General features: G+C 61.6%; 25 protein-coding genes. 12 read left to right on the top strand and 13 right to left on the bottom strand.

Annotated features, from left to right (window positions below):
- Positions 1-18: 18 nt before the first annotated feature.
- Positions 19-642, top strand: coding sequence for an FMN-binding negative transcriptional regulator (locus O7A70_RS08495; protein ID WP_337139973.1), 624 nt, complete (start codon positions 19-21; stop codon positions 640-642).
- Between the two features lie 78 nt (positions 643-720).
- Here O7A70_RS08495 and O7A70_RS08490 read toward each other — a convergent pair whose 3' ends face one another.
- Positions 721-1,647, bottom strand: a complete 927-nt coding sequence (locus tag O7A70_RS08490; RefSeq protein WP_337139972.1) for a sigma-70 family RNA polymerase sigma factor — start codon at positions 1,645-1,647, stop codon at positions 721-723.
- Positions 1,644-2,396: an SDR family NAD(P)-dependent oxidoreductase gene (locus tag O7A70_RS08485; protein ID WP_337139971.1), complete on the bottom strand. Its 753-nt coding sequence runs from the start codon at positions 2,394-2,396 to the stop codon at positions 1,644-1,646. Before O7A70_RS08485 ends, O7A70_RS08490 begins: the two co-directional genes overlap by 4 nt.
- A gap of 169 nt (positions 2,397-2,565) precedes the next feature.
- Between O7A70_RS08485 and O7A70_RS08480 the strand changes: the two genes are divergently transcribed.
- Complete coding sequence (locus tag O7A70_RS08480; RefSeq protein ID WP_337139970.1) at positions 2,566-2,805, top strand: hypothetical protein; 240 nt, start codon at positions 2,566-2,568, stop codon at positions 2,803-2,805.
- A gap of 165 nt (positions 2,806-2,970) precedes the next feature.
- On the top strand, positions 2,971-3,981 hold the full coding sequence (locus O7A70_RS08475; protein WP_337140213.1) for an aminopeptidase: 1,011 nt from the start codon (positions 2,971-2,973) through the stop codon (positions 3,979-3,981).
- Between the two features lie 65 nt (positions 3,982-4,046).
- Here O7A70_RS08475 and O7A70_RS08470 read toward each other — a convergent pair whose 3' ends face one another.
- Positions 4,047-4,589 carry a GNAT family N-acetyltransferase gene (locus O7A70_RS08470; protein ID WP_337139969.1) on the bottom strand — a complete coding sequence of 181 codons (543 nt, stop codon included), beginning with the start codon at positions 4,587-4,589 and terminating at the stop codon, positions 4,047-4,049.
- A gap of 59 nt (positions 4,590-4,648) precedes the next feature.
- Between O7A70_RS08470 and O7A70_RS08465 the strand changes: the two genes are divergently transcribed.
- Positions 4,649-4,777, top strand: coding sequence for a hypothetical protein (locus O7A70_RS08465; protein WP_337139968.1), 129 nt, complete (start codon positions 4,649-4,651; stop codon positions 4,775-4,777).
- Between the two features lie 170 nt (positions 4,778-4,947).
- Here the strand turns inward: O7A70_RS08465 and O7A70_RS08460 are convergent, their stop codons facing one another.
- Positions 4,948-6,186, bottom strand: a complete 1,239-nt coding sequence (locus O7A70_RS08460; RefSeq protein WP_337139967.1) for a YcaO-like family protein — start codon at positions 6,184-6,186, stop codon at positions 4,948-4,950.
- Positions 6,187-6,318: 132 nt separating this feature from the next.
- Between O7A70_RS08460 and O7A70_RS08455 the strand changes: the two genes are divergently transcribed.
- Positions 6,319-8,070, top strand: coding sequence for an adenylate/guanylate cyclase domain-containing protein (locus tag O7A70_RS08455; RefSeq protein ID WP_337139966.1), 1,752 nt, complete (start codon positions 6,319-6,321; stop codon positions 8,068-8,070).
- A gap of 405 nt (positions 8,071-8,475) precedes the next feature.
- Here O7A70_RS08455 and O7A70_RS08450 read toward each other — a convergent pair whose 3' ends face one another.
- Both O7A70_RS08450 and O7A70_RS08445 read right to left on the bottom strand, forming a co-directional pair.
- Positions 8,476-9,411 (bottom strand): DUF1501 domain-containing protein, encoded by a 936-nt coding sequence (locus O7A70_RS08450; RefSeq protein WP_337139965.1) that lies wholly within the window; start codon positions 9,409-9,411, stop codon positions 8,476-8,478.
- 158 nt (positions 9,412-9,569) lie between these two features.
- Complete coding sequence (locus tag O7A70_RS08445; RefSeq protein WP_337139964.1) at positions 9,570-10,835, bottom strand: S8 family peptidase; 1,266 nt, start codon at positions 10,833-10,835, stop codon at positions 9,570-9,572.
- 228 nt (positions 10,836-11,063) lie between these two features.
- On the opposite strand from O7A70_RS08445, the gene O7A70_RS08440 reads away from it, so the two are divergent.
- The 3 genes from O7A70_RS08440 (at position 11,064) to O7A70_RS08430 (ending at position 13,963) form a co-directional block, all read left to right on the top strand.
- Entirely contained in the window at positions 11,064-11,648 is a 585-nt protein-coding gene (locus O7A70_RS08440) for a hypothetical protein (RefSeq protein WP_337139963.1), read from the top strand.
- A 202-nt stretch (positions 11,649-11,850) separates the two neighbouring features.
- A complete protein-coding gene (locus O7A70_RS08435) occupies positions 11,851-12,228 on the top strand; it encodes a hypothetical protein (protein ID WP_337139962.1) in 378 nt (125 codons plus the stop codon).
- A gap of 508 nt (positions 12,229-12,736) precedes the next feature.
- Positions 12,737-13,963, top strand: a complete 1,227-nt coding sequence (locus O7A70_RS08430; RefSeq protein ID WP_337139961.1) for an alpha-D-ribose 1-methylphosphonate 5-triphosphate diphosphatase — start codon at positions 12,737-12,739, stop codon at positions 13,961-13,963.
- A 95-nt stretch (positions 13,964-14,058) separates the two neighbouring features.
- Here the strand turns inward: O7A70_RS08430 and O7A70_RS08425 are convergent, their stop codons facing one another.
- The gene (locus O7A70_RS08425) at positions 14,059-15,762 is read right to left on the bottom strand and encodes a phospholipase D-like domain-containing protein (protein WP_337139960.1); all 1,704 of its coding nucleotides are present in this window, start codon (positions 15,760-15,762) and stop codon (positions 14,059-14,061) included.
- 493 nt (positions 15,763-16,255) lie between these two features.
- Here O7A70_RS08425 and O7A70_RS08420 point away from each other — a divergent pair, with 493 nt between their 5' ends.
- The gene (locus O7A70_RS08420; protein ID WP_337139959.1) at positions 16,256-18,262 is read left to right on the top strand and encodes a DNA/RNA non-specific endonuclease; all 2,007 of its coding nucleotides are present in this window, start codon (positions 16,256-16,258) and stop codon (positions 18,260-18,262) included.
- 75 nt (positions 18,263-18,337) lie between these two features.
- Here O7A70_RS08420 and O7A70_RS08415 read toward each other — a convergent pair whose 3' ends face one another.
- From O7A70_RS08415 to O7A70_RS08400, 4 genes are all read right to left on the bottom strand, one after another.
- Positions 18,338-18,538 (bottom strand): hypothetical protein, encoded by a 201-nt coding sequence (locus tag O7A70_RS08415; protein ID WP_027145617.1) that lies wholly within the window; start codon positions 18,536-18,538, stop codon positions 18,338-18,340.
- Between the two features lie 79 nt (positions 18,539-18,617).
- Complete coding sequence (locus O7A70_RS08410; protein ID WP_337139958.1) at positions 18,618-18,980, bottom strand: hypothetical protein; 363 nt, start codon at positions 18,978-18,980, stop codon at positions 18,618-18,620.
- A gap of 25 nt (positions 18,981-19,005) precedes the next feature.
- Complete coding sequence (locus tag O7A70_RS08405; protein ID WP_337139957.1) at positions 19,006-19,515, bottom strand: hypothetical protein; 510 nt, start codon at positions 19,513-19,515, stop codon at positions 19,006-19,008.
- An 11-nt stretch (positions 19,516-19,526) separates the two neighbouring features.
- A complete protein-coding gene (locus O7A70_RS08400) occupies positions 19,527-20,357 on the bottom strand; it encodes a class I SAM-dependent methyltransferase (protein ID WP_337139956.1) in 831 nt (276 codons plus the stop codon).
- 84 nt (positions 20,358-20,441) lie between these two features.
- Here O7A70_RS08400 and O7A70_RS08395 point away from each other — a divergent pair, with 84 nt between their 5' ends.
- From O7A70_RS08395 to O7A70_RS08385, 3 genes are all read left to right on the top strand, one after another.
- Positions 20,442-21,368 (top strand): LysR substrate-binding domain-containing protein, encoded by a 927-nt coding sequence (locus O7A70_RS08395; RefSeq protein WP_337139955.1) that lies wholly within the window; start codon positions 20,442-20,444, stop codon positions 21,366-21,368.
- A 108-nt stretch (positions 21,369-21,476) separates the two neighbouring features.
- Positions 21,477-23,495 (top strand): amidase, encoded by a 2,019-nt coding sequence (locus O7A70_RS08390; protein ID WP_337139954.1) that lies wholly within the window; start codon positions 21,477-21,479, stop codon positions 23,493-23,495.
- A gap of 52 nt (positions 23,496-23,547) precedes the next feature.
- On the top strand, positions 23,548-23,967 hold the full coding sequence (locus tag O7A70_RS08385) for a VOC family protein (RefSeq protein WP_337139953.1): 420 nt from the start codon (positions 23,548-23,550) through the stop codon (positions 23,965-23,967).
- Position 23,968: 1 nt separating this feature from the next.
- Here the strand turns inward: O7A70_RS08385 and O7A70_RS08380 are convergent, their stop codons facing one another.
- Entirely contained in the window at positions 23,969-24,616 is a 648-nt protein-coding gene (locus O7A70_RS08380; protein WP_337139952.1) for a ThuA domain-containing protein, read from the bottom strand.
- Positions 24,617-24,664: 48 nt separating this feature from the next.
- A complete protein-coding gene (locus tag O7A70_RS08375; protein ID WP_337139951.1) occupies positions 24,665-25,687 on the bottom strand; it encodes an LLM class flavin-dependent oxidoreductase in 1,023 nt (340 codons plus the stop codon).
- Between the last annotated feature and the right edge of the window lie 109 nt (positions 25,688-25,796).

Genomic DNA, 25,796 nt, shown 5'->3' with positions numbered 1-25,796 from the left:
CAACGCAAGGAGTTCAAAATGTACACCCCGCCCGCCTTCCGCGACGACGACAAGGACAGCCTCATGGCGACGATCCGCGCCGCGCGGCTGGCCAACCTCGTCACCGCCACGGCGGACGGGCCGCTCGCCACCCCCCTGCCGCTTTTTCTCGACGAGACCGAGGGCGAGCACGGCGTCATCCATGGCCATCTGGCCAGGGCCAACCCGCAGTGGCGTGTTCCGGCTGTCGGCAACGGGCTCGCCATCTTCATGGGGCCGGACGCCTATGTGACGCCGGCCTGGTACGCGACCAAGCAGGAAACCGGCAAGGTCGTGCCGACCTGGAACTACGCCGCCGTCCACGCCTACGGGCCGGTCGAGTTCTTCGACGATGCGGACAGGCTGCTGGAGGTCGTCACCCGGCTGACGAACCTGCATGAAGGCGCGCGCGCCGCGCCATGGGCGGTCTCGGACGCGCCGCCCGACTTCATTCAGTCGCAGCTTCGCGGCATTGTCGGCCTGCGCATGCCGGTCGTGAGGCTCGAGGGCAAACGCAAGATGAGCCAGAACCGCAACGCCGCCGACCGCGCCGGCGTGGCCACCGGGCTGGCGACGAGCGAGCGGCCGTCCGACCGCGAGGTCTCGTCCTTGATCCCGTCGTAAAGCATGACGCCTCGCCTTGATGCGGCAGCCCGCGCCCGCCGCCGTCAGGCTTCGATCTGGCCCGCGACCTGCTGTCGCCTATCGGCGTCCATTGCCACCAGAGCCGGCTTCCCTCGCCAGCACCAGGTCCGCGTCATCGAGAACGTAGTGGACATAACGGTAGTCGCGAATGAAGCTGATCCGGCCTTCGCGCCATTCCAGCCACATGAAATGATGCGGCTTCGGGGCGGCCCGGTCTTCGAACACCGCGATCACCTCGCGGCCCTCGACCCATGCCGGCCTGAGCCACAAGCCGTCGCTCTTGGCGTAGATCGTGAAGAACATGCCGACGTCGGCGGCGCCCGCGCGCGGCGGGTGCATGGACTGGTGGAGCCGCACATCGTCGGCGAGCAGCGCGCGCAAGCCGTCCCAGTCGCGTCGGTTGAACAGAGTGACGTAGCGCACGGTTGCCGCGGATGCGATGCGCGCATCGGGGAGCGGATTGGCCTCGGCGTTGATCCGCCGAAGCCGGACGCGGCCGCGCGCCAGATGCGCCTTCACCGCATCGACCGTGATACCAAGCAAGGCGGCGATGTCGGCCAGCGGCTCGTCGAGCACATCCCTCAGGATGATCACGCTGCGTTGCGGCACCGGAAGCTCCGCGAAGCGCGACACGGCGGTTTGCACGGCTTGCCTGCGCATTAGCATCTCCACCGGGTCGGCCTCGTCGGCAATCTCCAGCGCCGCCTCGATGGGCTCGGCGGCACGGATCGCGCGGCTGCGCAAAAGGTCCAGCGCGCGGTTGTGGGCGATCCGGAACAGCCAGGGCCTGAGCCGCGGCACCTCGCGCAACTCGTCAAGGGCAACGAAGGCGCGCGCGAACGTATCCTGCACCACATCCTCGCCGTCGATGACCGAGCCCATCAGCCGCGAACAATAGCGGTGCAGCTCCGGCCGCAAGGCGGCGGCAAGGGCTAGCAGCCCTTCCTGCCGGTCGCGCTCCACGGCTGACTTTCCCTCGCTCAAGGGCCCTCCATGATCGTCACGCCCGCGTCGCCGCTGAGGCCGAAGACGACGCCCTCGGCATATTGCGGGTCTTCCAGCACGCAAACCACCCTGTCGCCGAAAGCCCGGGGCGGCATCGGCGCGCCGAAGCGGGTGATGAATTCTTCCGGCGTGATGCCCATCGAGCCGGCATAGGCGCCGGCGCCCGCATCGCCGATCCCGGTGCCGAGGATCATCTGGCGCGGCAGGATCGCTTGGAAGCGTATGCCGAGGCCCTTCTCCTGCGCCACGCCATTGGCGTATTTGGCCATGAACCACAGCATCCGCTTGGAGCCGCCATAGCCGCCCGACATCTGCGACCCGGTGACGGCGGCACCGCTCGACCCGACCAGCACCCGGCTGCCCGGCTTGAGCGGCAGGTTCAGCGCCGCCTGCAGCCAGTAGAGCCCGGCCTTGACGTCGGTTTCCCAGGCGATGGAGAAATCCTCCCACTTCAACTGGTCCAGCCGCCCCATCCGGGGCGTGGCACCGGCGTTCAGCACCACTATGTCTGGGCGAACCTCGCCAAGAATGCGATAGGCCGCGTCCTCGTCGGTGACATCGGCCGCAATGGTGGCGACCCCAAGCCGCGCACCGACCGCTTCCAGCGCCTCGGCGCCCCGCGCGACCACGGTCACGCTGGCGCCCTGCTCGACCAGCGCTTCGACCAATCCGAGGCCAAGCCCACGGCTGCCGCCGGTGACCACGATCTTCATATCCCTGAGGCTCATTGACCCTGCTCCAGTGTTTCACTGTAGCTAAGACGTTTGAGGATCGGGAAAAGAGTCAGGGGGTGGGCAAACTTGGTGATGGCGCCTAGACACGCCGCCAGGCTGCGGGTCAGATTTGTGGACCCTGTGATAGCCTGGAGACCCCCTATGATTTCTGCGGGCACCCCTAGTGATCGTCGAGAGTGTTCCCGATGATCTTCGGGACGACGACGAGATGCGAACCAAAGAGCTCTTCCTTGGATGTGTCGGGCGAAAGTTTGAGGTTATCAGCACCACAATTGTTTCAGGGGAGCATCTTCTTGAATTAGAAGTCGGCGAGGTTTTTGGAGAACCTGCCTTCATGCACTCTATCTGGATCGAGGAACGGCATGTCACTGTTATCGATCCGCCAGAGCAAATTTCAAACTGACCCACTACCCGCCGCCAATATGGTGCCGGCGGCAGACCGGCAGCTTCGAGGTCATGCCCAGTGGACGGTCCCCCGGACATGTGCTCCATGGGCAGGTGACGAAGCGGTGGGGAAGAAGTGAAGCGCGTTTTTCGATTGTTTGCCGCGGCGATCGTGGCGTCCGCCATGAGCGGTTGCACCAGCATTTCCTACTACGCGCAATCGCTGGAGGGCCATGTCCGGATCATGGCCGCGCGCGAAGACGTCGGAAAACTGATCAAGGCCCCTTCGACACCTGCGGCATTGCGCACCAAATTGACGTCGGCGCGCGCCATAAGGCGGTTCGCGACAGACGAGCTGGCACTGCCCGAAAACAGCAGCTACCGCAGCTACGTCGACATCCACCGGGTTGCTGTGACCTGGGCCGTTTTTGCCGCCCCGCAATTCTCGCTCACGCCAAAGACATGGTGCTTTCCGGTTTTCGGCTGCGTTCCGTACCGGGGTTACTTCGATCGGAAATCCGCGACCGAAACCGCCGTCGCACTTCATGAACAGGGGCTGGACGTCTATGTCACCGGCATCACCGCGTATTCCACACTGGGCTGGTCCAGTGACCCGTTGCTCAGCACCATGCTGCGTCAGGACGACACCTATCTCGCGAGCCTCATCTTTCATGAACTGGCGCATCAGCGCCTCTATGTGAACGGCGATTCCGCATTCAATGAGGCTTTCGCGGTTGCCGTCGAAACCACCGGCACAAGAAAATGGCTCCGCGCGGCCGGCGATCGCGCCGGATTGCGCCGCTATGAAGCCGATCGCAAGCGCAGCGCCGATTTTCTCGGACTGGTGTCGAAAACGCGCGACGAGTTGCGGCAGGTCTATGAAAGCTCCCGCACCCCGGATGAGATGGCGGCAGCCAAGGCAGCCACGCTCGACAGGCTGCGGATGCGCTACCGGCAAATGCGCGACAGAAGCTGGGCCGGATACAGGGGATACGACGCCTGGTTCGATGCCCCGATCAACAACGCAAAGCTCGCCGCGACCGCCGTCTACGGCGAACAGGTTCCGGCGTTTATTCGCCTGTTCAATTTATGCTCCGGCGATTATCCGAGGTTCTACGCTTCTGTTCGAAGGATCGCGAATTTGCCCGAACCGGCCCGTGCCGAAGCGCTCAAGGCTGCGACTTCGTGTGATTGACTTGAACAAGCACGGGCTGCTCTTTAGAGTGCTCCGATGTCAGCCCGGGCCGCGAGCGGATGGCTCTAAGCCTGGCTCGCCAAGAGTGACGTCCCGGCGTCTGCGTCGAGCGCAAAACGCTCACAGTGCTCGCCGTCGGACTCATCGACGAAGCTCTCGACATGTTTGAAGCCGAGCTTCGCCAAGATCCGCAGCGACGCGACATTGCGCGCCGCCGCCTCGGCCGTCAGTTGGTCAAGCGCCAGGGTGTCAAAAGCATAGCGAATGACTTCTCGCGCGGCCTCGCTGCCCAGTCCCTGCCCCCAATGCGCACGCGCCAGCACAAATCCCAATGCGGCTGCCTTGGCGTCGGTTGCGAAGGACAGGGTTATCGTCCCGATCGCCTCCGATGCCCGGTCTATGGACCACTGGATCGCCTTACCATCGGCGAAGCGCTGACGCGAGTGGGCTAACCATCGCTCGCCCGCGCTTACGTCCTCGGGAACGGGATCGCCGGCAAGGGAGGCGGATTCGACATCGGTGGCGCGCGCAAACCATGCCGGGATATCCCGCTCGCTCGGCGCCCGAAGCACGAGCCTTGGTGTGGTGAGCCTGGGGACTGCTTTCATCGGAGGCATTTTCGACCCAAGGCGGCGCCAATGCAACGGCGCTGAAAGGCGCGCCGCAAATGGCCAGGACGGCCTTCGGCTCCAAGATACGCCCGACCGCCTTCAGCGCCGCGCATTACATCCAGCGCTTCAATCGGTCCGGGGCCACCCGGCTGCCGTCGGTCAGCGAGTGGCATAAGATTTCGTGATGGTGCCAGCCCACCATAGGGCGGGACAATGGTAACGCGTTTGGCGATTCGCGGTGAACGGCCGTTATGGGGCCGACACCGGAATGGCAGCTTTAAGGGAGCGGAAGCGGTAGAGCTTGCCCCCCGGTGTTGGTCCCAAATTGGACTTTGCAGCAGCTTTTGGTTTCGCGCTAAAATGGGAGAGGGTCTCGGCATATTGAGCCCGCAGGCGTGAGGCCAAGAATGCCTGGAACAGAATAGAGCCTGCCGGGACCAAACCTTGGTTTGGTCGAACGCAAGCCCGGAGCGAAAATGCGGACAAGGGACCGCTGCTCATCCTGCATCAGGATGACGGCGAATATCTCCAGGTTTCGTTCGTGGCAGAGTTTGACGCATGAGGCGTAGTCAAGTGTCGATTCATCGGTGCAAGCAGGCCCGCTATTCCCGCCCTGCAGATATGGACACAGCCCAAGATCCGTCTCTTGATGCCAGCGATAAAGCTGCCGCGCCCCGGGCGTAAACCGGGTCGTGCCCTGTTGCTGCGCCTGTTGGGAGAGCAGAGCAAGGTTCGCTTCGCATTGAGCAAGCTCGCCGACCGCCCTTGTGGCAGCCGCTGACCACGATGCGCCTGCCGCAAACCCCATCGCCGGACACCGGCCGGAACTGTCGCTGGAGATTGCCGCAACGACTGGCACCGCCAAATCCAACGTAAGTCGCAGAAGCCGCAATTCGCGACCTTGGTGCCGAAGCCAATCCTCGTAAGACGATACGGTGTCGCTTGCCCTCGACTTCGGATCGATTCGAGGCAGAACAAGTCGATTGTGCCACCAGATAGAGGTCGCATCTCGCTCTATCAGCTCGAGAAGGGCGCTCATCGCAGCGTCCTCAGGGTTGATGCCCAGCGCAAGTCCGTTCGAGTCGGCAGCCGGCAAAGATGATTCCTCGCCACCGGGATCATATCCGAGGAAACACAGGCCCGCGGGCACCCAGGCTTGCTCCGTACCGAGCTTGTCGTCACTCAGGATCCAGTCTTCAGGCGCGGATCTGTCCCAGCGGGCCGGTACCATGTTGCGGGACTGTCGGTTCCCGGCCTCTCGCCGGTCATATTGCTCTTCGCTGAAAAGAAGGACGTCGGGCGGCTCGACGACCCGCCCCTCGATCGCATTGGCATACGACCGGAGAATTCGCGCCTCGGGAATGATCTGGGCGAAGTAGGTCTCGTCCGCCTCATAAAGGCAGCCTTGCAGCGCCTGCTCGGCTGTCGTGCCACAACCAGACACGAAGTAAGTGCTCTCATCGCCATCCCTGGCGGCGCGAACGCGGCCGGCCGCCACAGTGAGAGGACAGCCGAGCAATGGGTCCGAGATCACAACCGGGCCATAAAGAAGACTTGAGCCCACGCAGACCTCGAATGTGCGGATCTTTCGCATTGCGAGCGCTTCAGAACGGATTTCGCTCTGTCGTACGTCGGAAGCTCTCGTGTAGCAGTTTACACGCTGCCATGCGCGATAGCATCATGCAAATGTGCTAAAGTACGTTCGGACGTCCGACCCGAGGTATGGATGACCCCAAAGCATGGATTGACCGCAAACAACGGCACCCTGAAGCGACGCCTGGCTGCGATCGTGGTCGCCGATGTGGTCGGCTATTCGCAACAAATGGCGGAAGACGAGGAAGGCACGTTCACCCGCGTCCGGGCGCTGATGCGCGACGAGGTCCCAGGCTACGTTCATCGGCATGACGGCCGCGTTGTAAAGAACACCGGCGACGGCGTCGTAGCGGAGTTCCTCAGCGCGGTCGAAGCGGTCCGGTGTGGCGTGGCTATTCAGGCCTATCTCGCAAGCCCTGAGCGATCGTCGCCCGGTCTGTTGCTTCGAATGGGGATAAATTTCGGCGATATTATCGTCGACGGGGACGGAGACGTGTTCGGCGACGGTGTAAACGTGGCTGCGCGCCTTGAACAGATCGCCGCCCCCGGAGGCATTTGCCTTTCGGCGAAAGTGCATGAGGAGGTCCGCGCAGGGTTGCAATTGCCGTTCGAATATTGCGGCGAGTTTCAGCTCAAGAACATTCCCCGACCCGTAGCCGTCTACTCGCTTATTCACAGACCCGACGGCCCCGCTCCGAGGATCGGCGCCGAGACTTCGGGCTCGAACACGCCATCGATCCTGGTCCGCCCATTTGTCAGCACCGGCGGCGTGGAACCCTATTTCAGCGAAGGGTTCACAGAAGACGTCATCACCGAGCTGACGCGGTTCACGCAGCTCTCCGTCGCGTCATATCATACCTCGTTGCGGCTCAAGGATGTGGAACTGCCGAAGCTGGTCTCGGATATCGGGCTCGATTTCGAGCTTGCGGGTCGAATCCGGAGGATGGGGAGGCGTATCCGCCTTTCGTGCGAACTGGTTGACGCCACGTCCGGCGGTGACGTCTGGGCCGAGCATTATGACAGCGACGATCAGGACATATTCGATGTGCAGGATGAACTGGTCCGCAAGATCGTGGGCACAGTTATCGGGCGCCTCAAGGCAGCGGGTGCTGAGAAGGCGCGGCGCAAGCCGCCGGCCAACCTGGCGGCCTATGAGTGCGTGCTGCGCGGCAACGCCCTGCCGCTGGGCGACCTCGCGTCCGAAGCGGAAGCCAGGCAATGGTATCAGCGCGCCATCGACCTCGATCCGACCTATGGGCGCGCCTATGCCAAGCTGGCTCACTGCAAGCAGCTGGAATGGTTTCGCGACATGGGATCTTCCGATGCCCTGCTCGAAGAGGCGCATACAATTGCCAAGAAGGCGGTTGCGTTGTCCGCCAACGATCCGGTTTGCCTCAACATTCTCGGCTGGGTGCTGCTGCACTTGCGAGACTTCGACGTCGCTGCGCAACTCTACGCACGGGCCCTCTACCTCAATCCGAACGATCCCGAGCAAGTCTCTTATCTCGGCACCCTCTACACATTTGGCGGCGAGCCGGATCGCGCCATGCAATGGTTCGAGCGGGCGCAGGTGCTCGATCCACTCTACGAACCATCCTGGTATTGGCCGTTTCGCGGCATCGTCCACTTTATTGCGGGCCGGCCCGAGTTGGCACTGGTCGCTTTGAGCCGTTCATCGACAATGCCGGCATGGGTTACCGCCTACATGGCCGCTTCGAGCTCGGCGCTTGGCCGGGACAGCGACGCAAAGTTGTATGCGGCTCGCGTGGTGGCGGGTACGCCCAGCTTTTCTTGCAGTCGATTCGTGGCCAAGGAGCCCTATCGCCTGGAGGAGGATCGGGCCACGCTGCTTAGAGGGCTGCTCGCCGCAGGGCTGCCGAACTGAAATTGAAGTTTGCTATCGGCAGCCGAAAAGGACCGCGGACGCAAGCTCTTCATGATAGTGCCGACCCTGCGCGTTTTTGTGGTACGCCCCCAGGTAATCCAGCAGGTCCTCTCGCGCACCACCTACCCTGTGGACAGAGCCATAATGTCACCAAGCCCAAAATTTGGGTCACATGATGGAGCGGTTCGGATAATCGCCGGGCTCACCGAAACCGCAATAGGATCAGCAACTTGGGCCCGCTCGGTGCATAGTAGATGTAGCGGAACGATGTCCCAAGGTCCTGCAATTTGTGCAGAGCATAGCTACTCGCCGCAAGACGGCCGCAACGATCCCTCAATCGCAGGATATCCGGCGAGGTCTGCCGATCATGGAAGGAATAGTTCAAACGTGCCCGATTAACGGCAATCAACCTGCATCCCGAAACAAACCAATTGACGCTGGCAGTTCAGCAGCGCTCGGAAATACCTTAGCAACAGCCCGGTCGGGAAGGCGAAGATGCTCAATTAATACGGCCTTGATTATTGCTCGCAGATCGGTCGTAGCGGCAAGATCGGTTCCGCCGCGAAGTTGGCTGGGTGCCAGCCCAGGCCACTGATTGCCGACTCGGCCGCCGGCAACGGCACCGCCCATCAGGAACGTGACGCTGGCCGTCCCGTGATCGGTTCCGCCGTCTGCGTTGAATGGCACTGCTCGGCCGAACTCAGTCACGACCAAGACAACTGTTCTGTTCCAGGCCGTTCCAGACGCTTCGGCGAACGAAACGAGCCCGTCTGCCAGGGCCTTCAATGCTCGCGCCAGACGCACGCCCTGGCTGATGTGCGTATCGAACCCAGGCAATTCGAGCGTTGCGATCCGAGGACCGCCCTCCGTTGCCAGCGCCTGTGCCGCACGGGTCGCCGCGCAAGTGAACCTGGCCGCTTGGCATAAGCTTCGCTGCGCGAGCGGATCTTCCACACATTTCGATCCGCCCACCTGTGCTTGCTCAGGGGAAAGCAGGGCCAAGTCCAGCAGCGGATTGCCCCACGCCAAATCCGATATGAGATCGATGGATCGGTCGGCCGGACCGATCCGCCATGGTTCAGTCCCTAAGGCGAGCGAGGCCAGTCTGGGCCAGCCCGTGAGGCCGTCAAAGTCGCTCCCGAACAAAGCAAATTCCGAGGCTGCATGAGATCTTTCCACTCCCGCAATGGCCGTCCCTGGGACGATCAGCAACTCCCCGGCATTAAAGTAGGACAGAAGCGGCGCCAGTGCTGGATGAAGCGCAAAAAATCCGTCCAGCTTGAGTGTTTCGGTCGCCCCCTCCTCATTCACAAGCGCCTGAGCTTCGCGCAGGGTTAGCAATTCAGGATCCCCAAACGGAGGGATCGTCGCAACGCAATCGAGTCCACCCCGGAGAAATACCAACAGGAGTTTCGGCTCGCATGCCGCCGGTCTAGCCCTTGCCGCGATTGGACGAAGCATGGAGGATAGTAGAATCCCTTGCAGGGCTGCCCTTCGGGTCAGTTGCATTTTGGGTGCTTTGGTGTGGTAGCGTCCGACTTGCCCGCAGTCACGTACGCAACTGTGTCCGCGTCAGGATAGGTACTATCCGTAAAGTCGCCTGGCGACACTGACCCGCGAACCAGCAAACCAGCCAGAATTGGTGCAGCGAATGAAGTTCCCCAACACACATTCTGTTGCGGATTATTTGAATCATCCGACAGCCACAAGGACCGCGCCTCGACGCCAGGTTCTGCAAACGAAGCGCCGAATGCACTGCCTTGCCACAGCTTGTCGGACCACTTCATAGTCATTGAATCATATTTACTGTCAGCCGCAGAAACACTATATATCGCCCCAGGACTGACCGGCGAAGTATACGGCGCAGAATTTGCCGGCGTGAACCCTTCGGCCCACGACCATCCGCCATTGCCATTTGCTCGCTCCGCATTTCCTGCCGCCACAACAATTTGTAGTTTCCGATCCGCCATCAAATGAAATAGCATATCTAACAAAGTTATATCATTGCTGTATCCGCCAGCCCTTGCACTCTCAAGAGAGTTAGCTCCCCAGCTTATGTTTACAACGTCACCAGCTTTGGCGTGATCCAAGACGTATCTTATTGCTTTAACAGGTTGGTCCCAGACGCTTACAGTTACATCATCACCAAATATTTTAATGATATTCAGAGATACCTTAGGGCTAACCCCTGCCAGTCCCGTGTAGTGCGACGATCCATCTTTAAAAGTCCTTCCTCCAATGATACCTGCGACCATGGTTCCGTGTCCCAGCTCATCATCCACGGCCCCCATCACGCAACTGCCTTGCGTACAGTCGACCTTTGTCGCCACATTCAGAAGATTTGAACTGACCGCAACCGGGTCAACTCCGCTGTCTAGCACCCACACCTCGGGGCCGTATGTGCTTTCCACCGGTGACCCGACCACACGGCAGACGTTTGCGGGAACGTCCTGGATAGTGGTGGTGGTATCCTTTTTGATTATCCTCGGATTATTTTTGCATCTAGCTGCGTCAAAGAGGGTAACAGAAAATGGATCGGCAAGTTCAAACCCTTGAGATTCAAGCTCTTTAACTCTTGTTTCCGTAATTTTTAACGTTAAAAAGCTTTTACCTATTTCGGGAAAATCTACCGAAATCACTTCCTTTTTGTCAGTTTTCTGGATTTCTGCTTTAAAATCCGCCGAGTTGTTCGAGTTCGTAGGCATGTCGCCGTAAGGCGCAACAAATGTCGCGGCGATCTCATTTGCAGGCATCTCGTCTGCCAATGACGGTCTCTGAGTGGCAGCCAATGACAAGACGCTCACGATAAGAACAGCGCGGAACTGTAGAACGACCACAGCAAGCCTCCTACGTCTACGGAAACAGCATGCCCCCAAAGGCAGTGCGCTGTCTATAAGAACATGAATTGGGCGTCGTTCCACATCGAGAGCTATCTTGCGGTAGCTGCGAAACGCGCATACGCTCACAGATGGTCCTGTGTCGAGAAGCATGCGATGCCCAGAGCGAATCTCAGGAAGGGTCGACAAGCGCGGGAAATCGGCGCGGCCATTGTCGAGACGTGGCTCAAACTCCTGCCTACGCCGGCCACCATCTTGTCGGTCGATAGTACGGTTGGAAACCCTCTGAAGATTACAATAAATCGCCAAATATTCACAGCTGCCGGCCAAAGTATCAACCTTCGCGACAGCGGTGGTAGTACTAAGACTAACCTCAGGGTCGGAACCCCAAGCGCGGTGGCGGACTATAAGCAGCAACTGCCGATATTCCTTGCCGACGGAGCCACTCCTTTTCCAACGGCGGGCGATTTCACGAACGGGTTGGCCTTTTCTAATGTCGGCAGCCCCAGTTCTCATTTGAAAGCCGAACTTACGGCCGTTTTGAACCAAATCGTCGATGGGGTGACGGTGGAACCTGAATTCGACGAGGCGGGAAAAATCTACGTCGTGGTACCGCAGATACCGGAAGACATCCTTATCAGGGCCGACCTGCTCGACTACTTGGAAAAATACCATAGATTTGGACAGGGGCGGCATTATCATGACGAGCTTGGCGCGGCGGTGCTGTTTGGCTGCAGGTAGCCGGACTTAGCCCGGCAAGGCGCATCCCTTGGAGCACCTTATTGCGGTCCCGCTCCAGCTGGTAGGGCTCCTTGGTCGCGAAGCGTAGTACAGAAAATCTAGGGGCGCTTTGCAACGTGTTGAGGGGCTGCGCCATCCTAGCCGCGGGTGGTAGCGCTTTTTGGCTTGGCCATCGGAATTCGAACAATTATGCACTGCCCGTATGCTTCGCCATCTCAGAAGAATTTATCGCCGCTTCATCAACAGCCCCTGGGCTGTTGGCTCTGCAACGTTCATGGTGCTGATGATCTGCTTGCTTCCATTTCGCGGGGAAACAACCTGCAGCGACGGCGCGCATTCCAGCTCAATCGGCAGGCGCGGTGCTCGCTCGCACCACGGCGGCGTCGGCATGCGCGGCGGAACAATACCGCTTGTGCTTAGCTTGGCCGGCGGACTGTTCGTTGGCATCCGGCGGGCCGCCCGGCGCCATGAAAGAACTTTTGAGGCGCTCGACAACTTGGACCAAGTTATCGACGCAGTCGACAATGCCTTGAAACATGGCTTCTCCCAGCAATCGGCCAACGGGGTCTTTGGCCAATGACAAGATCACGACCACCAACAGTCGCCGATCGGCCGAGTATGTCCGCGATCAGTTGAAGCGGGCAGACAAGCGGCGCCGAGAACAACAGCGGTCGTAGCTTGGCACCGGACGGTAGGCGCATTGGCAGACATTGTTGACATTTTCGGTCTTCCGCTTCCGGCCAACATCAAGATTTACCATAGCCTTGGTGCTCAGCGTCGGCTCATGGCGCAACCACGACCTCCAGCGCGGTCACCGCAATGTCTGCTTCCTGGCCGAGATAAAGTTCGCCTCTATGGCCGACATGAGGCGCATTCCTGACGGAGGCAACCAACGTGCGTCTCGTATCTTCACATCTTGCGGCTCCATCCACGGCGCAGCATGACGTGCCGACCTGCCTGTCCTACACAACGCTGTCACGAAGCCAGCCTATCCGATCATCGGAACTGAAACATCCGCATGATACGCCTTGAAACCGCCTGGCCGGAGGGCGATCGGGAAATGTGGAATGCTGTTTTCGGAGACGACCATGCTTGAACGGACAGACAGGGCCGCGACCCACCGGGATCAGTCGAAGAACCAGATGTGGCTGAGTGAATTCGAGATTGTCCTGCGCGACCGTGTCATTGCCAACGGCGCTGTCAGGATCGAGGACGGCCGGATCGCCGAAATCAGCGACCAACCTGTCGAGAATGCCGACCTCATCGGCGGCGGTCGTCTGCTGCTGCCTGGCTTCATCGATATGCATGGCGACATGGTGGAGCGGGAAGTGGAGCCGCGCAGCGGTGTCCACGTGCCGATGGCAATCGGCATCGCCGAACTCGACAAGCGGCTGGCCTCCTGCGGCGTGACCACCGCCTATGCCGCGCTCTCCTTCATCGGCAACAGCGCCACCGCGGCCTTGCTGCGCTCGGAAGAACACACATCTTCCATCATCGAGACCATCACCGGGCTGAAAGACGACCTTCTGGTCGATCACCGCATCCATGCCCGTTTCGAGGTGACGTTCACCGCGGCTGTCGGCGTGCTGGAAAGGCTGATGGATGCCGGCAAGCTGCATCTGGTTTCGCTGATGGATCATACGCCCGGACAGGGACAGTACCGCGATGTCGAATTGTATATCGCCCGCCTGGCCAAGGAGCGCGGCATGTCGATAGCCGATGTATCAGAGGTCGTCGGCAAGCGCATGGCCGATCGAAACGGGCATGGCGGTGTGCTCGGCACGCTGCAGAACCTGTCAGCCTTTGCCCGCGCCCGCGGCATCGTGCTCGCCTCGCATGATGACGACACGCTGGAAAAGGTGGAATTTGTCCACGGCCTGGGAACCGTGCTCAGCGAATTTCCGGTGACCCTGGAGGCTGCGCGGGAAGCCCGCCGGCTGGGCATGTATACGGCCATGGGCGCGCCCAACGCGCTGCGTGGAGAATCCTATTCGGGCAATCTTTCCGCCCGCCAGGCCTATGAGGCCGGGCTGCTCGACATGCTGGCCAGCGACTATCACCCGGCCTCGATCCTGCCGGCCTTGCTCGGCCTGGCGGAACTGCGCGACAGTGGCCTGGCGAAGGCCGCGGCGCTGGCGAGCGCCAATCCGGCCGCGGCGCTCGGGCTCACCGATCGCGGCGCCATCGAAGCCGGGCTTCTGGCCGATCTCGTCGTCGCCGACCGCCAGCCGGTGCCACGTGTGCGCGCAACCTTCCGCGCCGGCCGCATGATCTACGGCGACGGCACGCTGAGCCGTTCGCCGTTCTCCCGGTAACGGCAAACGGCTCTAACGCTTTGTTTTTACACACTGCAGGGGAAAGGCGACGCGCCTTTCCCGGGAAACCATTTCACGGTTTTCCCGGAATTGCTCTAGGTGCCTGCCATCCAGAACGCCAGCATGCGCTTGGTCTCGCCGGTGGTCCGGCGCTTTTGCCAGTCCGGGTCACGCGACAGATATTGGAAGGGATCCTTCTTCTCCCTGGCCGCCTCCGCGAGATAGGCACGCCAGCGATAGTGGCTGTAGGTCTGCATGGCGTTGATGGCGTAATGCATGGCGATCTTCTTGTGGCCCCGAATGACGATGAAGTTCTCGTCGTTGGCGGCACTCGCCGAGTGCGAAAAATTATGTGAGCCCGTGACGACGATGGGATCGTCGCTGAATGGATCGATCACCAGCACTTTTGAATGCGTGATGGCGTGACCTATGGCCGATTCGAAGTCTGCAGCCGTACCTTCCACGGCCCATTGCCCAACCGATTTCTCAACCCCGGTGTCCTGCGCCGCATCGAGGAAAAAATCCTCGGGCTTGGCCTTCAGCAGCTTGAACTCCTCGAGACCCTTGCCGGTGAATCGGGTCGCGACGCCGCGCACATAGAGCTTCTTCTCCTTCTGAAGCCTGAGCAATGTTCGCACCGGCTCGTTGCCCGGCTGAAACATCACGAAGAAGACCCCATGCTGCGCACCTTCCACCAGTTTGACGAGTTCCTTGATGTCGATTTCATCGCTCAGGCTCGAGAACCAGCTGTCGATGGTGCCGGCACCGAACGCGATGCCTTGCTCGGGCGAATTGTTGGATCGCAGCAGGTCGTCGGAAACCGCGCTCTTTGCGTCGACCAGCAGGTTGAACTGCGCTTCATACCGCTTTGCCAGCACCGGATGCTCGAGCATGATGCCATTGTTGAGCTGCGTGCAGAGACCGGTCGGTGTCCAGTTCGTGCTGCCGGTCCACACCTTGGCCGGCTCGAACTTGTCATCCGCGGCGCGCCCGATGACCAGGAACTTGTTGTGGGCCAGTGCTTTCGGCGCGAGGAAGCGGTCGTGCACGACAACATCCGCGCCGCGCAGACGCGCCCGCGCATCCGCGTTTTCGTCCTCGCCCTCGGCATCGACGCTTCCATTCGCCAGGACGATCTTCGCCCGTTTGCCGATCGCGCGGAGCCCGTCGATGAGTTCCTCGTCGCTGAGCTCATAGAGCGCGGCATGCAGCTCCAGCTCCTCATCGGCCGCGACCTCGGCCATCATCTTCAGCATCGTTTCGCGCAAAGTGCCGCCCAGAAAGGCCCTCGCCTCACGGTCGACATTCTTGCTGACGACGACGGCGGTTTCCTTCAACTCCTTGAGCGTGATCCCCTTGCGCTTCATGTAGCGCGCCATGAACTGCGACAGCACATAACCCCGGTTGAAGTGGACACTCGCACCGTCGCCGCAATCGGCGGAAAGTGTCAGCATTTCGGACCATTCGCTCGCCGGCCCGTCTTCCAGCGCGCCGGCGGCACCCTTGACCCTCGCGACGATACGATAGGCAATGACGTCGCCAAGGTCGGCGGCGTGGTCTGTCCAGTCATAGCGTTGAAATGGCCAGATCCGCGAGGAACGCGAGGCGATCCGGTTGCCGTCCTTGTCGACCTCCGTATCGTCTTCGAACCCGACGCGGTTCGACAGATAGTTGGGCGCGGAGGCGCCGCGGCGGCACTGGATGGCAAATCCCAGGCATCCCTCAATGTCCTCCTGATGCGACCAGACGAGATGCACATCGTCGGCATTTGCAAACACTTTCAAGATGATATCAGCCACATAAGCCTCCCTCGCCGCTGTCAGGACTTCTTATCCCTCCAACAGTATCAGCACTGGATCATTCAGTATAGAAAAGCTTTTATCCGGGAATCGCGCAAACGAAAGAAGGGCGAAAGATGTCTATACATTGCCGTCTTTTCGATGAAATTGGCAACATTCCTCGCCACATAATTTCGCCGGCTTATTAGAACGCAAAACTCAATCTTTGCCTCTTCCGAACTCGAAGCTTGTGCCAAGCGTATTGCAGAGATAGGTTATTGCCTGGACTGCTCGCGCCGGCGTTTCTGGCAAGAAGAGTCCAAATATTGGGCGGATTTATTTCCTATGGTAACATGGACGCGCCGGTCGTTTCCTGCCGCGCCCTGGAATATGACGTTCAGCGGAATACTGCGACGCGGAAATCTCGTTGGCCGCCCGGCAAGGGAGTGAACCGAACGGCTTTACCGGCAAATCCGCCAGCGGGATTGCGGGGAGCCACGCCAGAGGGGCATGCATGGTGCGGATTGACGATGCGGAGCGGGCGCAAAGACTTGAGCAGGAGAAAAGCCTGGCGGCGAAAGAGGCCGTGGAGCGCCAGAAGTCCGTCGATCAGAAAAGGAAAAGCGCTTCGTTCGATGCCGGACCATCGAAAGTACTTGGCACCGACAAGCCGGAGCGCATCGCGGTAAGGCTCGACCTGATCAACCGCAACGATCCGAACGCATTCGAGCGGCTCATCGGCAAGCGCGATATCGTCAGCGTCAACTTCTTTGAGCGGGGCCTGCAAACGGCGAAATCCGTCTGCCGCGTCAAGACCCTCGGCATGGCAAGCGGACCGCCAGACTATGCCACCGGCTTTCTTGCCACGGCGGCGCTTCTGGTGACGAACAACCATGTTCTTCCCGATGGGGAAACCGCAAGCCGCAGCCTCGCCGAATTCGGCTACGAACTCGACGCGAATTTCGTCGAGCGACGCGGGCGCATCTTTCCCTTCGCGCCGATGGAAGCGTTCTATACGAGTGTCGACCTCGACTTCACCATCGTCGCCATTTCACCGATGGGCCATGATGGAACGCCGATAACGGATTTCGGCGTGCTGCCGCTGATCCCGATGAGTGGCAAGGGCATCACGGGCGAGCATGTCTCGATCATTCAGCATCCTGGCGGCGGCACCAAGCAGGTGGTGGTGCGTGAAAATCGGATCATCGCGCTCGATGAGAAAAAGTTTCCGCGGATCAACCCTGCCTTCATCCATTACACGGCCGATACCGAACCGGGCTCGTCGGGAGCACCGGTCTTCAATGACCAGTGGGATTTGGTGGCAATTCACCATCAGGCGATCGTCGATCGGAACCAGAAAGGCGAGCCGCTGAACAAGAACGGCAAGGTCTGGACCGAGGCCGATGGCGAGAGTGCCAAGAACTGGATCGCCAATGAAGGTATCCGCATCAGCGCCATATGGGCGCATCTCCAGGCTGCCGCGCCGTTCAGCGCCGACGCCGCGAAGATCATGGCGATGCTTTCCTACGAGCCTCATGCGGCCTACCGGCCGCGCCCAGCCCAGGCAACCACCACACCCCGCAAGTGGGAGACGATCCCGAATGCGCCTGAAGCCACGGCTTTTGAGACAACCCGCTTCACCGACCCGGCCTTCGCGGATTCGCTTGGCTACGATCCCAAGTTCCTTGGCCCGGACCTCATTGTTCCGATGCCGAAAACGGGCAGCGGTTTCAAGGGGACGTTGGCGAAAAACAACACCAACGACAAGACAGTCTTCGATTACACGCATTTCAGCCTGGCCGTGAATGTGGAACGCAGGCTTGCGATCTGGACGGCTGTCAACATCGACGGCAACAGCCTCAAATCGACGAAATCACCGAACTGGCGCCGGGACGAACGGCTTCCGGCCAATCAGCAGACATTGGCGGAGGTTTACGGCTCGGTCCCGGGAAAAGGCATCCAGATCGATCGCGGACACCTTGTGCGTCGTCTGGATCCGGTCTGGGGACCGCAGGCTGTCGCGGACCGGGCCGGTGACGACACGTTCCACTATACGAACGCGGCTCCCCAGGAACATGTCTACAACTCCGAAACCTGGGGCAATCTGGAGGATTTCGTACTCGCCCGCGCGGACAAGAACGCACAGAAAGCGAGCGTGATGACGGGCCCGATCCTGCGGCCGGACGATAATTTCTATGGGGAAGGCTTGAAAGGCGGACCGTGGCAAATCCCATGGTCGTTCTGGAAAATCTGCATTTTCAAACGGCCGGATGGCACAGTGTCGGTGACCGGTTTTGTCGTTGAGCAATCGTCGACCATTTCGCCAATCTTCGAGGCGACACGATACAATCCCTACAGTGTGGACGAGGCGCGCGTATTCCAGCGCCCGATCAAGCTTATCGAGGAATTGACCAACCTTGATTTCGGCGCGCTGCGCAAGATGGATCGCATGGGCAGCGTCGAGACGACCGCGATTGAATCCTCCCGCCCGATCCGAAGCGCGGACGACATTGCGTTTTGAAGGAATCCCTTCGGCCGCACGAAACGGCACGCATGCCGGGTCCGAACCCGATCAGAATGTCGATTGGGTTCGGAGCTAAAGATCGAGCTCCACCATCATTCCACGCTCCTCTGCCATTTCCAGCAGCAAATCCTGCAGGGTTTCAATGGTCTGCGCCTTGCGGGCTGTCGCCGGCAGTTCCTCGATACTCTCCTTCATCGAAATCACGGCGACCCCGGTTTTCTCCGAGAGCAGCCGTGCGATAGCTGCGCGGATAAGCGCATTCTGATCGGGCATGATTCCCCCTTCATGCTATGATAACGGCACCATTTTCTGTCATGCTGTATGCCTTGTCGCAACTTATGCGAGCATTCATTCACGCTTGCAAGTCGTCTCGTTGATATTCGTATGATCGACAGCCGCTCAACAGCCAGAGCGACGGCACCCCGCTGTCGTCGGGTTCCATGACGGCGAGCAGGGCCAGCGGCACTTCGTGCCGACAGAGCCCGATCAAAGTCCTGCCTTCCACCGCAACCGGCAATTCGGTGTATCTGTCGAAAATGGAAAACGTGCCTGTCGGCTCGTACAGGATCTCGAAACGCTCCAAATCGCAAACCTCACCTCCCCCGGAAGCCGTGTAACGCACGCGCCCATCAGAGGTTGCATAAAGAATCGATTTTTCCCGAGGAACGCCGCTGATGGCCGAAATCATCGAGAAGATGAAGGAGGCAGGCGGCAACCGAGGGCGATGCCGTCCCTCCTCATCAGGGGTGGGAGCCCTGAACCGCCTCAGGCCGGCGACGCATCAGCAGATAGAAGGCGGCGATGTGCGTGATCATCAGAAGCGGCACATAGAGGATCGGGATCGCGTAGGCGGCCCCCAGTTCCCCTGCCAGATCGGGAAGGCCGAGTTGGACCCCGTGATAATAGTCGACGACGATGTCGACGGTTCCCACGAGATTGAAGGCGACGACGAGCGGCCAGAATAGCTGATGTCTGCGTGCCGTCAGAAGCGCCAGCATGGCCAGCAGGCCGGTGGCGAAGTCACCATAGGCCGCAAGGACGGCGAAACCAGCCGGCAGATTGGGCGCGACGACACCTGGAAGCATGAAGACAAGCCCGAAGAAGCGGAAGCTGTGCAGCGTGGCGATGGCACGTTGCGCCTCAAGGCGGTCCATCGACTTGAGCCTGGGCCAGGCATAGGCGCCGAAGCACAGCAACCATGGCACGTAGCCCAGAGCGAGATGGATGTCGAAGATCATGGCCGGTGACATTCCTGCCTCCTTCAAGCCTTGCCCGGAATGGCTTCGAAGACGGCGGTCAGGATGCCCAGCCGGCCTTCCCCCAGATTGCGTCCGAGGTTGGCGGCAACTCCCGCGAAGTCCGGCCCCATGACGAGGCCGAGATTGAGCAAAGGGGGCGGTCCGGACGCCCGCAATTGCGAAAACCACGCCTTGGCTGCCTCGGTGTCGTCTTGCCATACCAGCGTTTCAAAGCCTGCCTGCTCGATCCGCGCTAGCGTTTCAGCCGCCGTGAGCAAGAAACTCTCCGCCGGACTTCGTGCCCAGGGAACGGGATAATGCGGATCGCCGCCGTTCAACACGACGTCGTAGGTGGCAAACCTGCCGCCCGGCTTAAGCACCCGCCTGATCTCGTCATAGAGCCGTTCGCGCTCGGTGATGTTCATCGCCACGTGCTGCAGCAACACGACATCGAAATGGCTGTCGTCGAAGGGAAGCGCCAGTGCGCTGGCGCCCTCGAACGTCACCTGTTCGCCCAGCCCCATTCGTTCGGTCAGATAGTGCGCGGCCTCGACGAAAGGCTCGCTGAGGTCTACGCCCGTCACCCGGCAGCCATGGGTCGCCGCCAGGAAGCGGGCCGGCCCACCGAGCCCCGATCCGACATCGAGGACGATCGTTTCCGGGCCAATCCCGGCCAACCCGGCAAGCTCGGCGGTCGCCGCCAGCCCACGGGTGTGGAACTGGTCGAGCCCCGCCAGCTGCTCCGGCATGGGCCGTTGGCCCTCCGGTCCTAAAGCGGCCAGCGCCGTCTTGAGACGCTCGGTCAGGCCGCTCGCGCGGTAGTGAGCGCGCACTGCCTCGAGATTATCCGTCATTGCGGTTTCCTCTGGATTTCCGTCGTTGCTGCAGAGATAGAGGCGCTTTCGAACCGCGACTATCCGCGATAATGTCGATGCGCCATGAAGCAGAACTTCACAGTCAGGCAGGGAGCGCTCGACGGCGTCGAGGCCTTCCTGAGCGTCGCCCGGCATCGCAACTTCCGCAAGGCGGCGGCCGAACTCAAGGTGACGCCGTCGGCGATGAGCCAGGCGATCCGCGCGCTCGAGGCGCGCATCGGCGCCGCGCTCTTCATCCGCACGACGCGCAGCGTCGGCCTGACCGAAGCCGGGGAGCGCTTTCTGTCGCGCGCCGGACCCGCATTCGAAGAACTGGTCGCCGCGAGCGAGGTGGCGCGCGACCTCGGCCAGCGGCCGACCGGACTGCTGCGCCTCTCGGTACCGCCGTCGGTGGTGCCGATCCTGCTGGAGCCCCTCATCGCATCCTTCTGCCAGGCCTATCCGGAAATCGAGCTGGAGATCGTCGCCAGTGGAGAACTCGTCGATCTTGCCGCCGAGGGCTTCGACGCAGGCATCCGGCCCGGCGAATTTGTCGCCGCCGACATGATCGCGGTGCGCTTGACGCCGCCGCTGCCATTCGTGGTCGTCGGCAGCCCTGATTATCTGCGCCAGCGGAACGTGCCGCAACGCATCGAGGATCTGCGCAGCCATGCCTGCCTGCGCATGCGCCGGTCAAACGGATCGATCGCGCCCTGGCCCTTTGTCGACGGCAACAAGTCGGTCGAGGCCATCGTCTCCGGGCCGCTGATCGCGCATGATTACCCGACGCTTCTGGGCGCGGCGATGCAAGGGGCCGGCCTCGCCCAGGTGCCCCAGCCGCTCGCCAGCGTGCCGGTCGCTGACGGCCGGTTGCAGGAGGTGCTGAGATCCTTTGCCGTGACCTTGCCTGGGCTTTTCCTGTACTTCCCGGGGAAGCGCCAGGTCTTGCCCAAGCTGCGCGCGTTCATCGACCATGTCAGGCGCCGGAGCGATGCCGAGGCACGCGCCTGAGCCCACCTGGCCCGCAACGAATTGCGATTGGCGCTTGCCGAAGCCGGCGGCCTCGCTCATCCATGGCGTACAGACACATGGCATACAGACAGAGGCCTGGGAACAATGATGACCGACACCAGCCTTCACCTCGTCGAAGCAACGATCGACCAACTGCGGCGCGCGCTCGATGACGGCACTGTCACCTCAGTCGAACTGGTCGCGGCCTATCTCAGGCGCATCGCACATTTCGACCGACACGGCATCGCGCTGAACGCCGTGCCGGTGCTCAACCCAGCCATGTTCGAGGAAGCCGCCGCTTCCGACGAGCGGCGGCGCGCCGGCGCCCTGCTCAGCCCGCTCGACGGCATCCCCTACACCGCCAAGGACAGCTACAAGGTCAAGGGCCTGACGGTCGCCGCCGGCTCGCCGGCCTTCGAGCATCTCGTCGCCAACGAGGATGCCTTCACCATCGCCCGGCTGCGTGCCGGCGGCGCGGTGCTGATCGGCCTTACCAACATGCCGCCCATGGCCAATGGCGGCATGCAGCGCGGCGTCTATGGCCGCGCCGAAAGCCCCTACAATGCCGACTACCTGACCGCCGCCTTCGCGTCGGGCTCCTCCAATGGCTCGGGCACCGCGACGGCGGCCAGTTTCTGCGCCTTCGGGCTCGGCGAGGAAACCTGGTCGTCCGGCCGCGCTCCCGCCACCAACAATGCGCTCGTCGCATACACGCCCTCGCGTGGCGTGATCTCGGTGCGCGGCAACTGGCCCTTGGTGCCGACCATGGACGTGGTGGTCCCGCACACGCGCAGCGTACCCGACATGCTGGAACTGCTCGACGTCATCGTCGCCGACGATCCGGAAACGCGAGGCGATTTCTGGCGCGCGCAGCCTTGGGTCGCTTTGCCTAGAAGTTCCGAGCTACGCCCGCCGCGCTACACGGACATGACGTTGGAAGGGTCGCTCCGGGGCAAGCGGCTCGGCGTGCCCAGGATGTATATCGGCCGCGACAGCGAGGCCGACCGGCCAATCGAAACCCGTGCCTCGGTGCTCGCCCTATGGGAGCAAGCGGCGGCGGATTTGCGACGGCTTGGCGCCGAGGTGGTCGAGGTCGATTTTCCCGTCGTCTCCAACTACGAGCGCGACCGCCCCGGCGCGCGAACCATGGTCGAGCGCGGACTGGTGCCGCGGGATTTCGCCGAGCGCGAACTCTGGGACCTCAGCATCTGGGGCTGGGACGATTTCCTGCGCGCCAATGCCGACCCCGCTTTACCCGATCTCGCCGCGGTCGACGGCCCCAGGATTTTCCCGCAGCCGCCCGGCACGCTGCCAGACCGTTATGAGGGCGGCTTCGACTTGGCGCGGTATGTCGAGCGCGCGAAATCGGGCGTCACGCCGTTGGCCGACATTCCCGCGCTGGAGGACGGCATCAAGGGACTGGAGACGACAAGGCGCGTCGATTTCGAGGAGTGGCTCGACGCCAACCGCCTCGACGCCGTGGTGCTGCCGGCCGCCGCCGATGTCGGCCCGGCCGACGCCGACGTCAACGAAGCGTCCGCCGATCTTGCCTGGCGCAACGGCACCTGGGTCGCCAATGGCAATCTGGTCTGGCGCCATTTCGGCATCCCGACCGTCACCGTGCCGATGGGCACCATGGCCGACATCGGCATGCCGGTCGGCCTGACCTTCGCCGGCAAGGCTTATGACGACGAAAGGCTGCTGTGCATGGCCGGCGATTTCGAGCACGCCACGCAGCGCCGCACCCGCCCGCCGCGCACGCCCGAGTTGGCCGGCGATGTGTTTTCAGGCCGACCCGTCCAGGCCGGCAATGGCAAGGCGCCTGCGCTCACCATCAAGCTTGCGGCCGAGACGATCCATTCGGTCGATCAGGATGAGATCACCGTCACGATTGACCTGCCTGTCGATGAACTCGAAACCGGCATCAACGTCCATGTCAACGGAGAGCCCGTCGCGATGCAAAGCAGCGGTATGCGCTTCACCGGGCATACGCTCGTCCCGACCCCCGAGCACCAGCGGTTCCACAGCGTCTGGCGCGGCTCCTACGGCTCAATCGTGACGGCTGTCGTCCGGTTGCAGGATGGGCGCACCGTCGGCGCGTATGCGGTTACCGGCGGAATCGAGTGATGATGCGCTGTACGAGCCGCCTGCGCAACCGGCCAGACCACGGGACCCAGCCATGATCAAGGTCAAGCAACTCGCCCATGTCTGCATCTTCGCCAATGACCTCGAAGAGACGCGGCGCTTCTATCACGATGTCCTTGGCATGGACGTCCAGTTCAACTTCCTGCGCGACGGAGCGATTTTCGGGTTCTACCTCAATTGCGGCGGCCGCAGCCATGTCGAGGTTTTCCAGAAGGATGGCGCGCGTTTCAGCGAGATGGACCAGATCAACCATTTCTGCCTGGAAGTGGAGAACATCGATACAGCGATCGCCCACATCACGTCCATGGACGTCGACGTCACCGCCAGGAAACTCGCCTGCGACGACACCTACCAGGCGTGGCTGCGCGACCCCAACGGCGTGAAGATCGAACTGTTCGAATACACCGGCAAAAGCGCGCAGTTCACCGGCGGCGACCGGATCGCCGACTGGTAGGCTAGTCGCGCGCGGCCCACAGCAAACCGCGCTCGGCAATCAGCGCCATTTCCGGCACCGCGAACTCATCCGCCGTGTGGCCAAGCGAACTGTAAAAGACCTTGCCGGCGCCATAGCGGCGCTTCCAGACGACCGGCATGACGACGCCGCCAATCCCGGGGAAGTGAGCGTCGGTGAAGGTGGTCGTCGCCAGCACCTCGTTGCCCGGATCGACATGCATGTAATATTGCTCCGACCGGTAGGCGAAACCGCTGACGCCGTTGGTGATCGGGTCGTCCGGCCGGGCGATGACGACACGATAGTCGATGATGTCACCAGGATGCGCGACCCACTGGCCGCCGGTCATGAACTGGTAGTCTGGCTCATTGCGGAAACTGTCGCCCATCGTGCCGTGAAAACCGCCGAGCCCGCTCCCTTGGCGAACGGCCTGCGTCAGGTTCTTCAGTTCGGCCTTTTCAATCGTCGACATGGTGATGACGGGCACGATGAGATCGAATGAAGCAAGGTCCGGATCGGCGAACATCGCCGTGCCGTGGCCGAGCGTGACAGCGAACCCGTTACGCTCGAGCATATCGCGCACGACGTTGGCGCTGCGCTCCGGTGTGTGGCCTTCCCAGCCGCCCCAGGCAATCAGGGCTTTCTTCGACATGCGGCAACCTCCCTCGATCCATTAGACCGACGACCGCTCGCCGCATGGTCAGCGCCAGCCGAGCGCCGGCGCGACATGGGTGAGGATCGCCTCGATGACATGGGCGTTGTAGTCGACGCCGAGCTGGTTGGGAACCGTGAGCAGCAGCGTATCGGCCTCGGCGATCGCCTCGTCCTGCGCAAGCTCCTTGATCAGCACGTCCGGCTCGGCGGCGTAGCTGCGGCCGAAGATCGCTCGCGTATTCTCCTCGATGAAGCCGATCTGGTCGCGGCTCTCATTGCCGCGGCCGAAATAAGCGCGGTCGCGATCGTCGACCAGCGCGAAGATGCTGCGGCTGACCGAGACGCGCGGTTCGCGCTTGTGGCCCGCCGCCTTCCACGCCTCGCGATAGATGCGGATCTGCTCGGCCTGCTGGACATGGAACGGCTTGCCGCTCTCGTCGAATTTCAGCGTCGAGCTCTGCAAATTCATGCCGAGTTTCGCCGCCCATTGCGAGGTTGCGTTGGTGGCCGCGCCCCACCAGATGCGCTCGCGCAAGCCCTCCGAATGCGGCTCGAGCCTGAGCAGGCCGGGTGGATTGGGAAACATCGGCCGTGGATTGGGCTGGGCGAAGCCTTCGCCGCGCAGCGTGTCGAGGAAGACCTCGGCGTGATGGCGGGCCATGTCGGCGTCGTTTTTGCCTTCCTGCGGCACGTAGCCGAAGTAACGCCAGCCATCGATCACCTGCTCGGGCGAGCCACGGCTGATGCCGAGCTGCAGGCGTCCGCCGGCGATGATGTCGGCGGCACCCGCATCCTCAGCCATGTAGAGCGGATTTTCGTAGCGCATGTCGATGACCGCCGTACCGATCTCGATGCGGCTGGTCTTGGCGCCGACGGCCGCCAGCAGCGGGAATGGCGATGCGAGCTGGCGGGCGAAGTGATGCACGCGGAAATAGGCGCCGTCCGCGCCGAGCTGCTCGGCCGCGACCGCGAGATCGATGGATTGCAGCAGCGCGTCCGAAGCCGAACGCACCTGCGATTGCGACGAGGGCGTCCAGTGCCCGAATGACAGGAAACCGATTTTCTTCATCGCCGTGAAGTATATGCGAGCGACACGGGCTTCAATGGCAAAAGAGCGGGGTTACACACCGTCGCCCTCTCGGTGCCAAAAGTTCGCAATACAAAGCACCAACGCTGTG

This window comes from Mesorhizobium sp. Cs1299R1N1, assembly GCF_037179655.1.
GTDB classification, from domain to species: Bacteria; Pseudomonadota; Alphaproteobacteria; order Rhizobiales; family Rhizobiaceae; genus Mesorhizobium; species Mesorhizobium salmacidum.
This window is presented reverse-complemented; position numbering and strand designations above follow the sequence as displayed.

Excerpts from the sequence above, each read along its gene's own strand:
- O7A70_RS08495 (WP_337139973.1), top strand. The coding sequence starts at position 19 with ATGTACACCCCGCCCGCCTTCCGCGACGACGACAAGGACAGCCTCATG.
- O7A70_RS08485 (WP_337139971.1), bottom strand. The coding sequence starts at position 2,396 with ATGAGCCTCAGGGATATGAAGATCGTGGTCACCGGCGGCAGCCGTGGG.
- O7A70_RS08475 (WP_337140213.1), top strand. The coding sequence starts at position 2,971 with ATGAGCGGTTGCACCAGCATTTCCTACTACGCGCAATCGCTGGAGGGC.
- O7A70_RS08470 (WP_337139969.1), bottom strand. The coding sequence starts at position 4,589 with ATGAAAGCAGTCCCCAGGCTCACCACACCAAGGCTCGTGCTTCGGGCG.
- O7A70_RS08465 (WP_337139968.1), top strand. The coding sequence starts at position 4,649 with ATGGCCAGGACGGCCTTCGGCTCCAAGATACGCCCGACCGCCTTCAGC.
- O7A70_RS08460 (WP_337139967.1), bottom strand. The coding sequence starts at position 6,186 with ATGCGAAAGATCCGCACATTCGAGGTCTGCGTGGGCTCAAGTCTTCTT.
- O7A70_RS08455 (WP_337139966.1), top strand. The coding sequence starts at position 6,319 with ATGACCCCAAAGCATGGATTGACCGCAAACAACGGCACCCTGAAGCGA.
- O7A70_RS08440 (WP_337139963.1), top strand. The coding sequence starts at position 11,064 with ATGCCCAGAGCGAATCTCAGGAAGGGTCGACAAGCGCGGGAAATCGGC.
- O7A70_RS08435 (WP_337139962.1), top strand. The coding sequence starts at position 11,851 with ATGCTTCGCCATCTCAGAAGAATTTATCGCCGCTTCATCAACAGCCCC.
- O7A70_RS08430 (WP_337139961.1), top strand. The coding sequence starts at position 12,737 with ATGCTTGAACGGACAGACAGGGCCGCGACCCACCGGGATCAGTCGAAG.
- O7A70_RS08420 (WP_337139959.1), top strand. The coding sequence starts at position 16,256 with ATGGTGCGGATTGACGATGCGGAGCGGGCGCAAAGACTTGAGCAGGAG.
- O7A70_RS08415 (WP_027145617.1), bottom strand. The coding sequence starts at position 18,538 with ATGCCCGATCAGAATGCGCTTATCCGCGCAGCTATCGCACGGCTGCTC.
- O7A70_RS08405 (WP_337139957.1), bottom strand. The coding sequence starts at position 19,515 with ATGTCACCGGCCATGATCTTCGACATCCATCTCGCTCTGGGCTACGTG.
- O7A70_RS08400 (WP_337139956.1), bottom strand. The coding sequence starts at position 20,357 with ATGACGGATAATCTCGAGGCAGTGCGCGCTCACTACCGCGCGAGCGGC.
- O7A70_RS08395 (WP_337139955.1), top strand. The coding sequence starts at position 20,442 with ATGAAGCAGAACTTCACAGTCAGGCAGGGAGCGCTCGACGGCGTCGAG.
- O7A70_RS08390 (WP_337139954.1), top strand. The coding sequence starts at position 21,477 with ATGACCGACACCAGCCTTCACCTCGTCGAAGCAACGATCGACCAACTG.
- O7A70_RS08385 (WP_337139953.1), top strand. The coding sequence starts at position 23,548 with ATGATCAAGGTCAAGCAACTCGCCCATGTCTGCATCTTCGCCAATGAC.
- O7A70_RS08380 (WP_337139952.1), bottom strand. The coding sequence starts at position 24,616 with ATGTCGAAGAAAGCCCTGATTGCCTGGGGCGGCTGGGAAGGCCACACA.
- O7A70_RS08375 (WP_337139951.1), bottom strand. The coding sequence starts at position 25,687 with ATGAAGAAAATCGGTTTCCTGTCATTCGGGCACTGGACGCCCTCGTCG.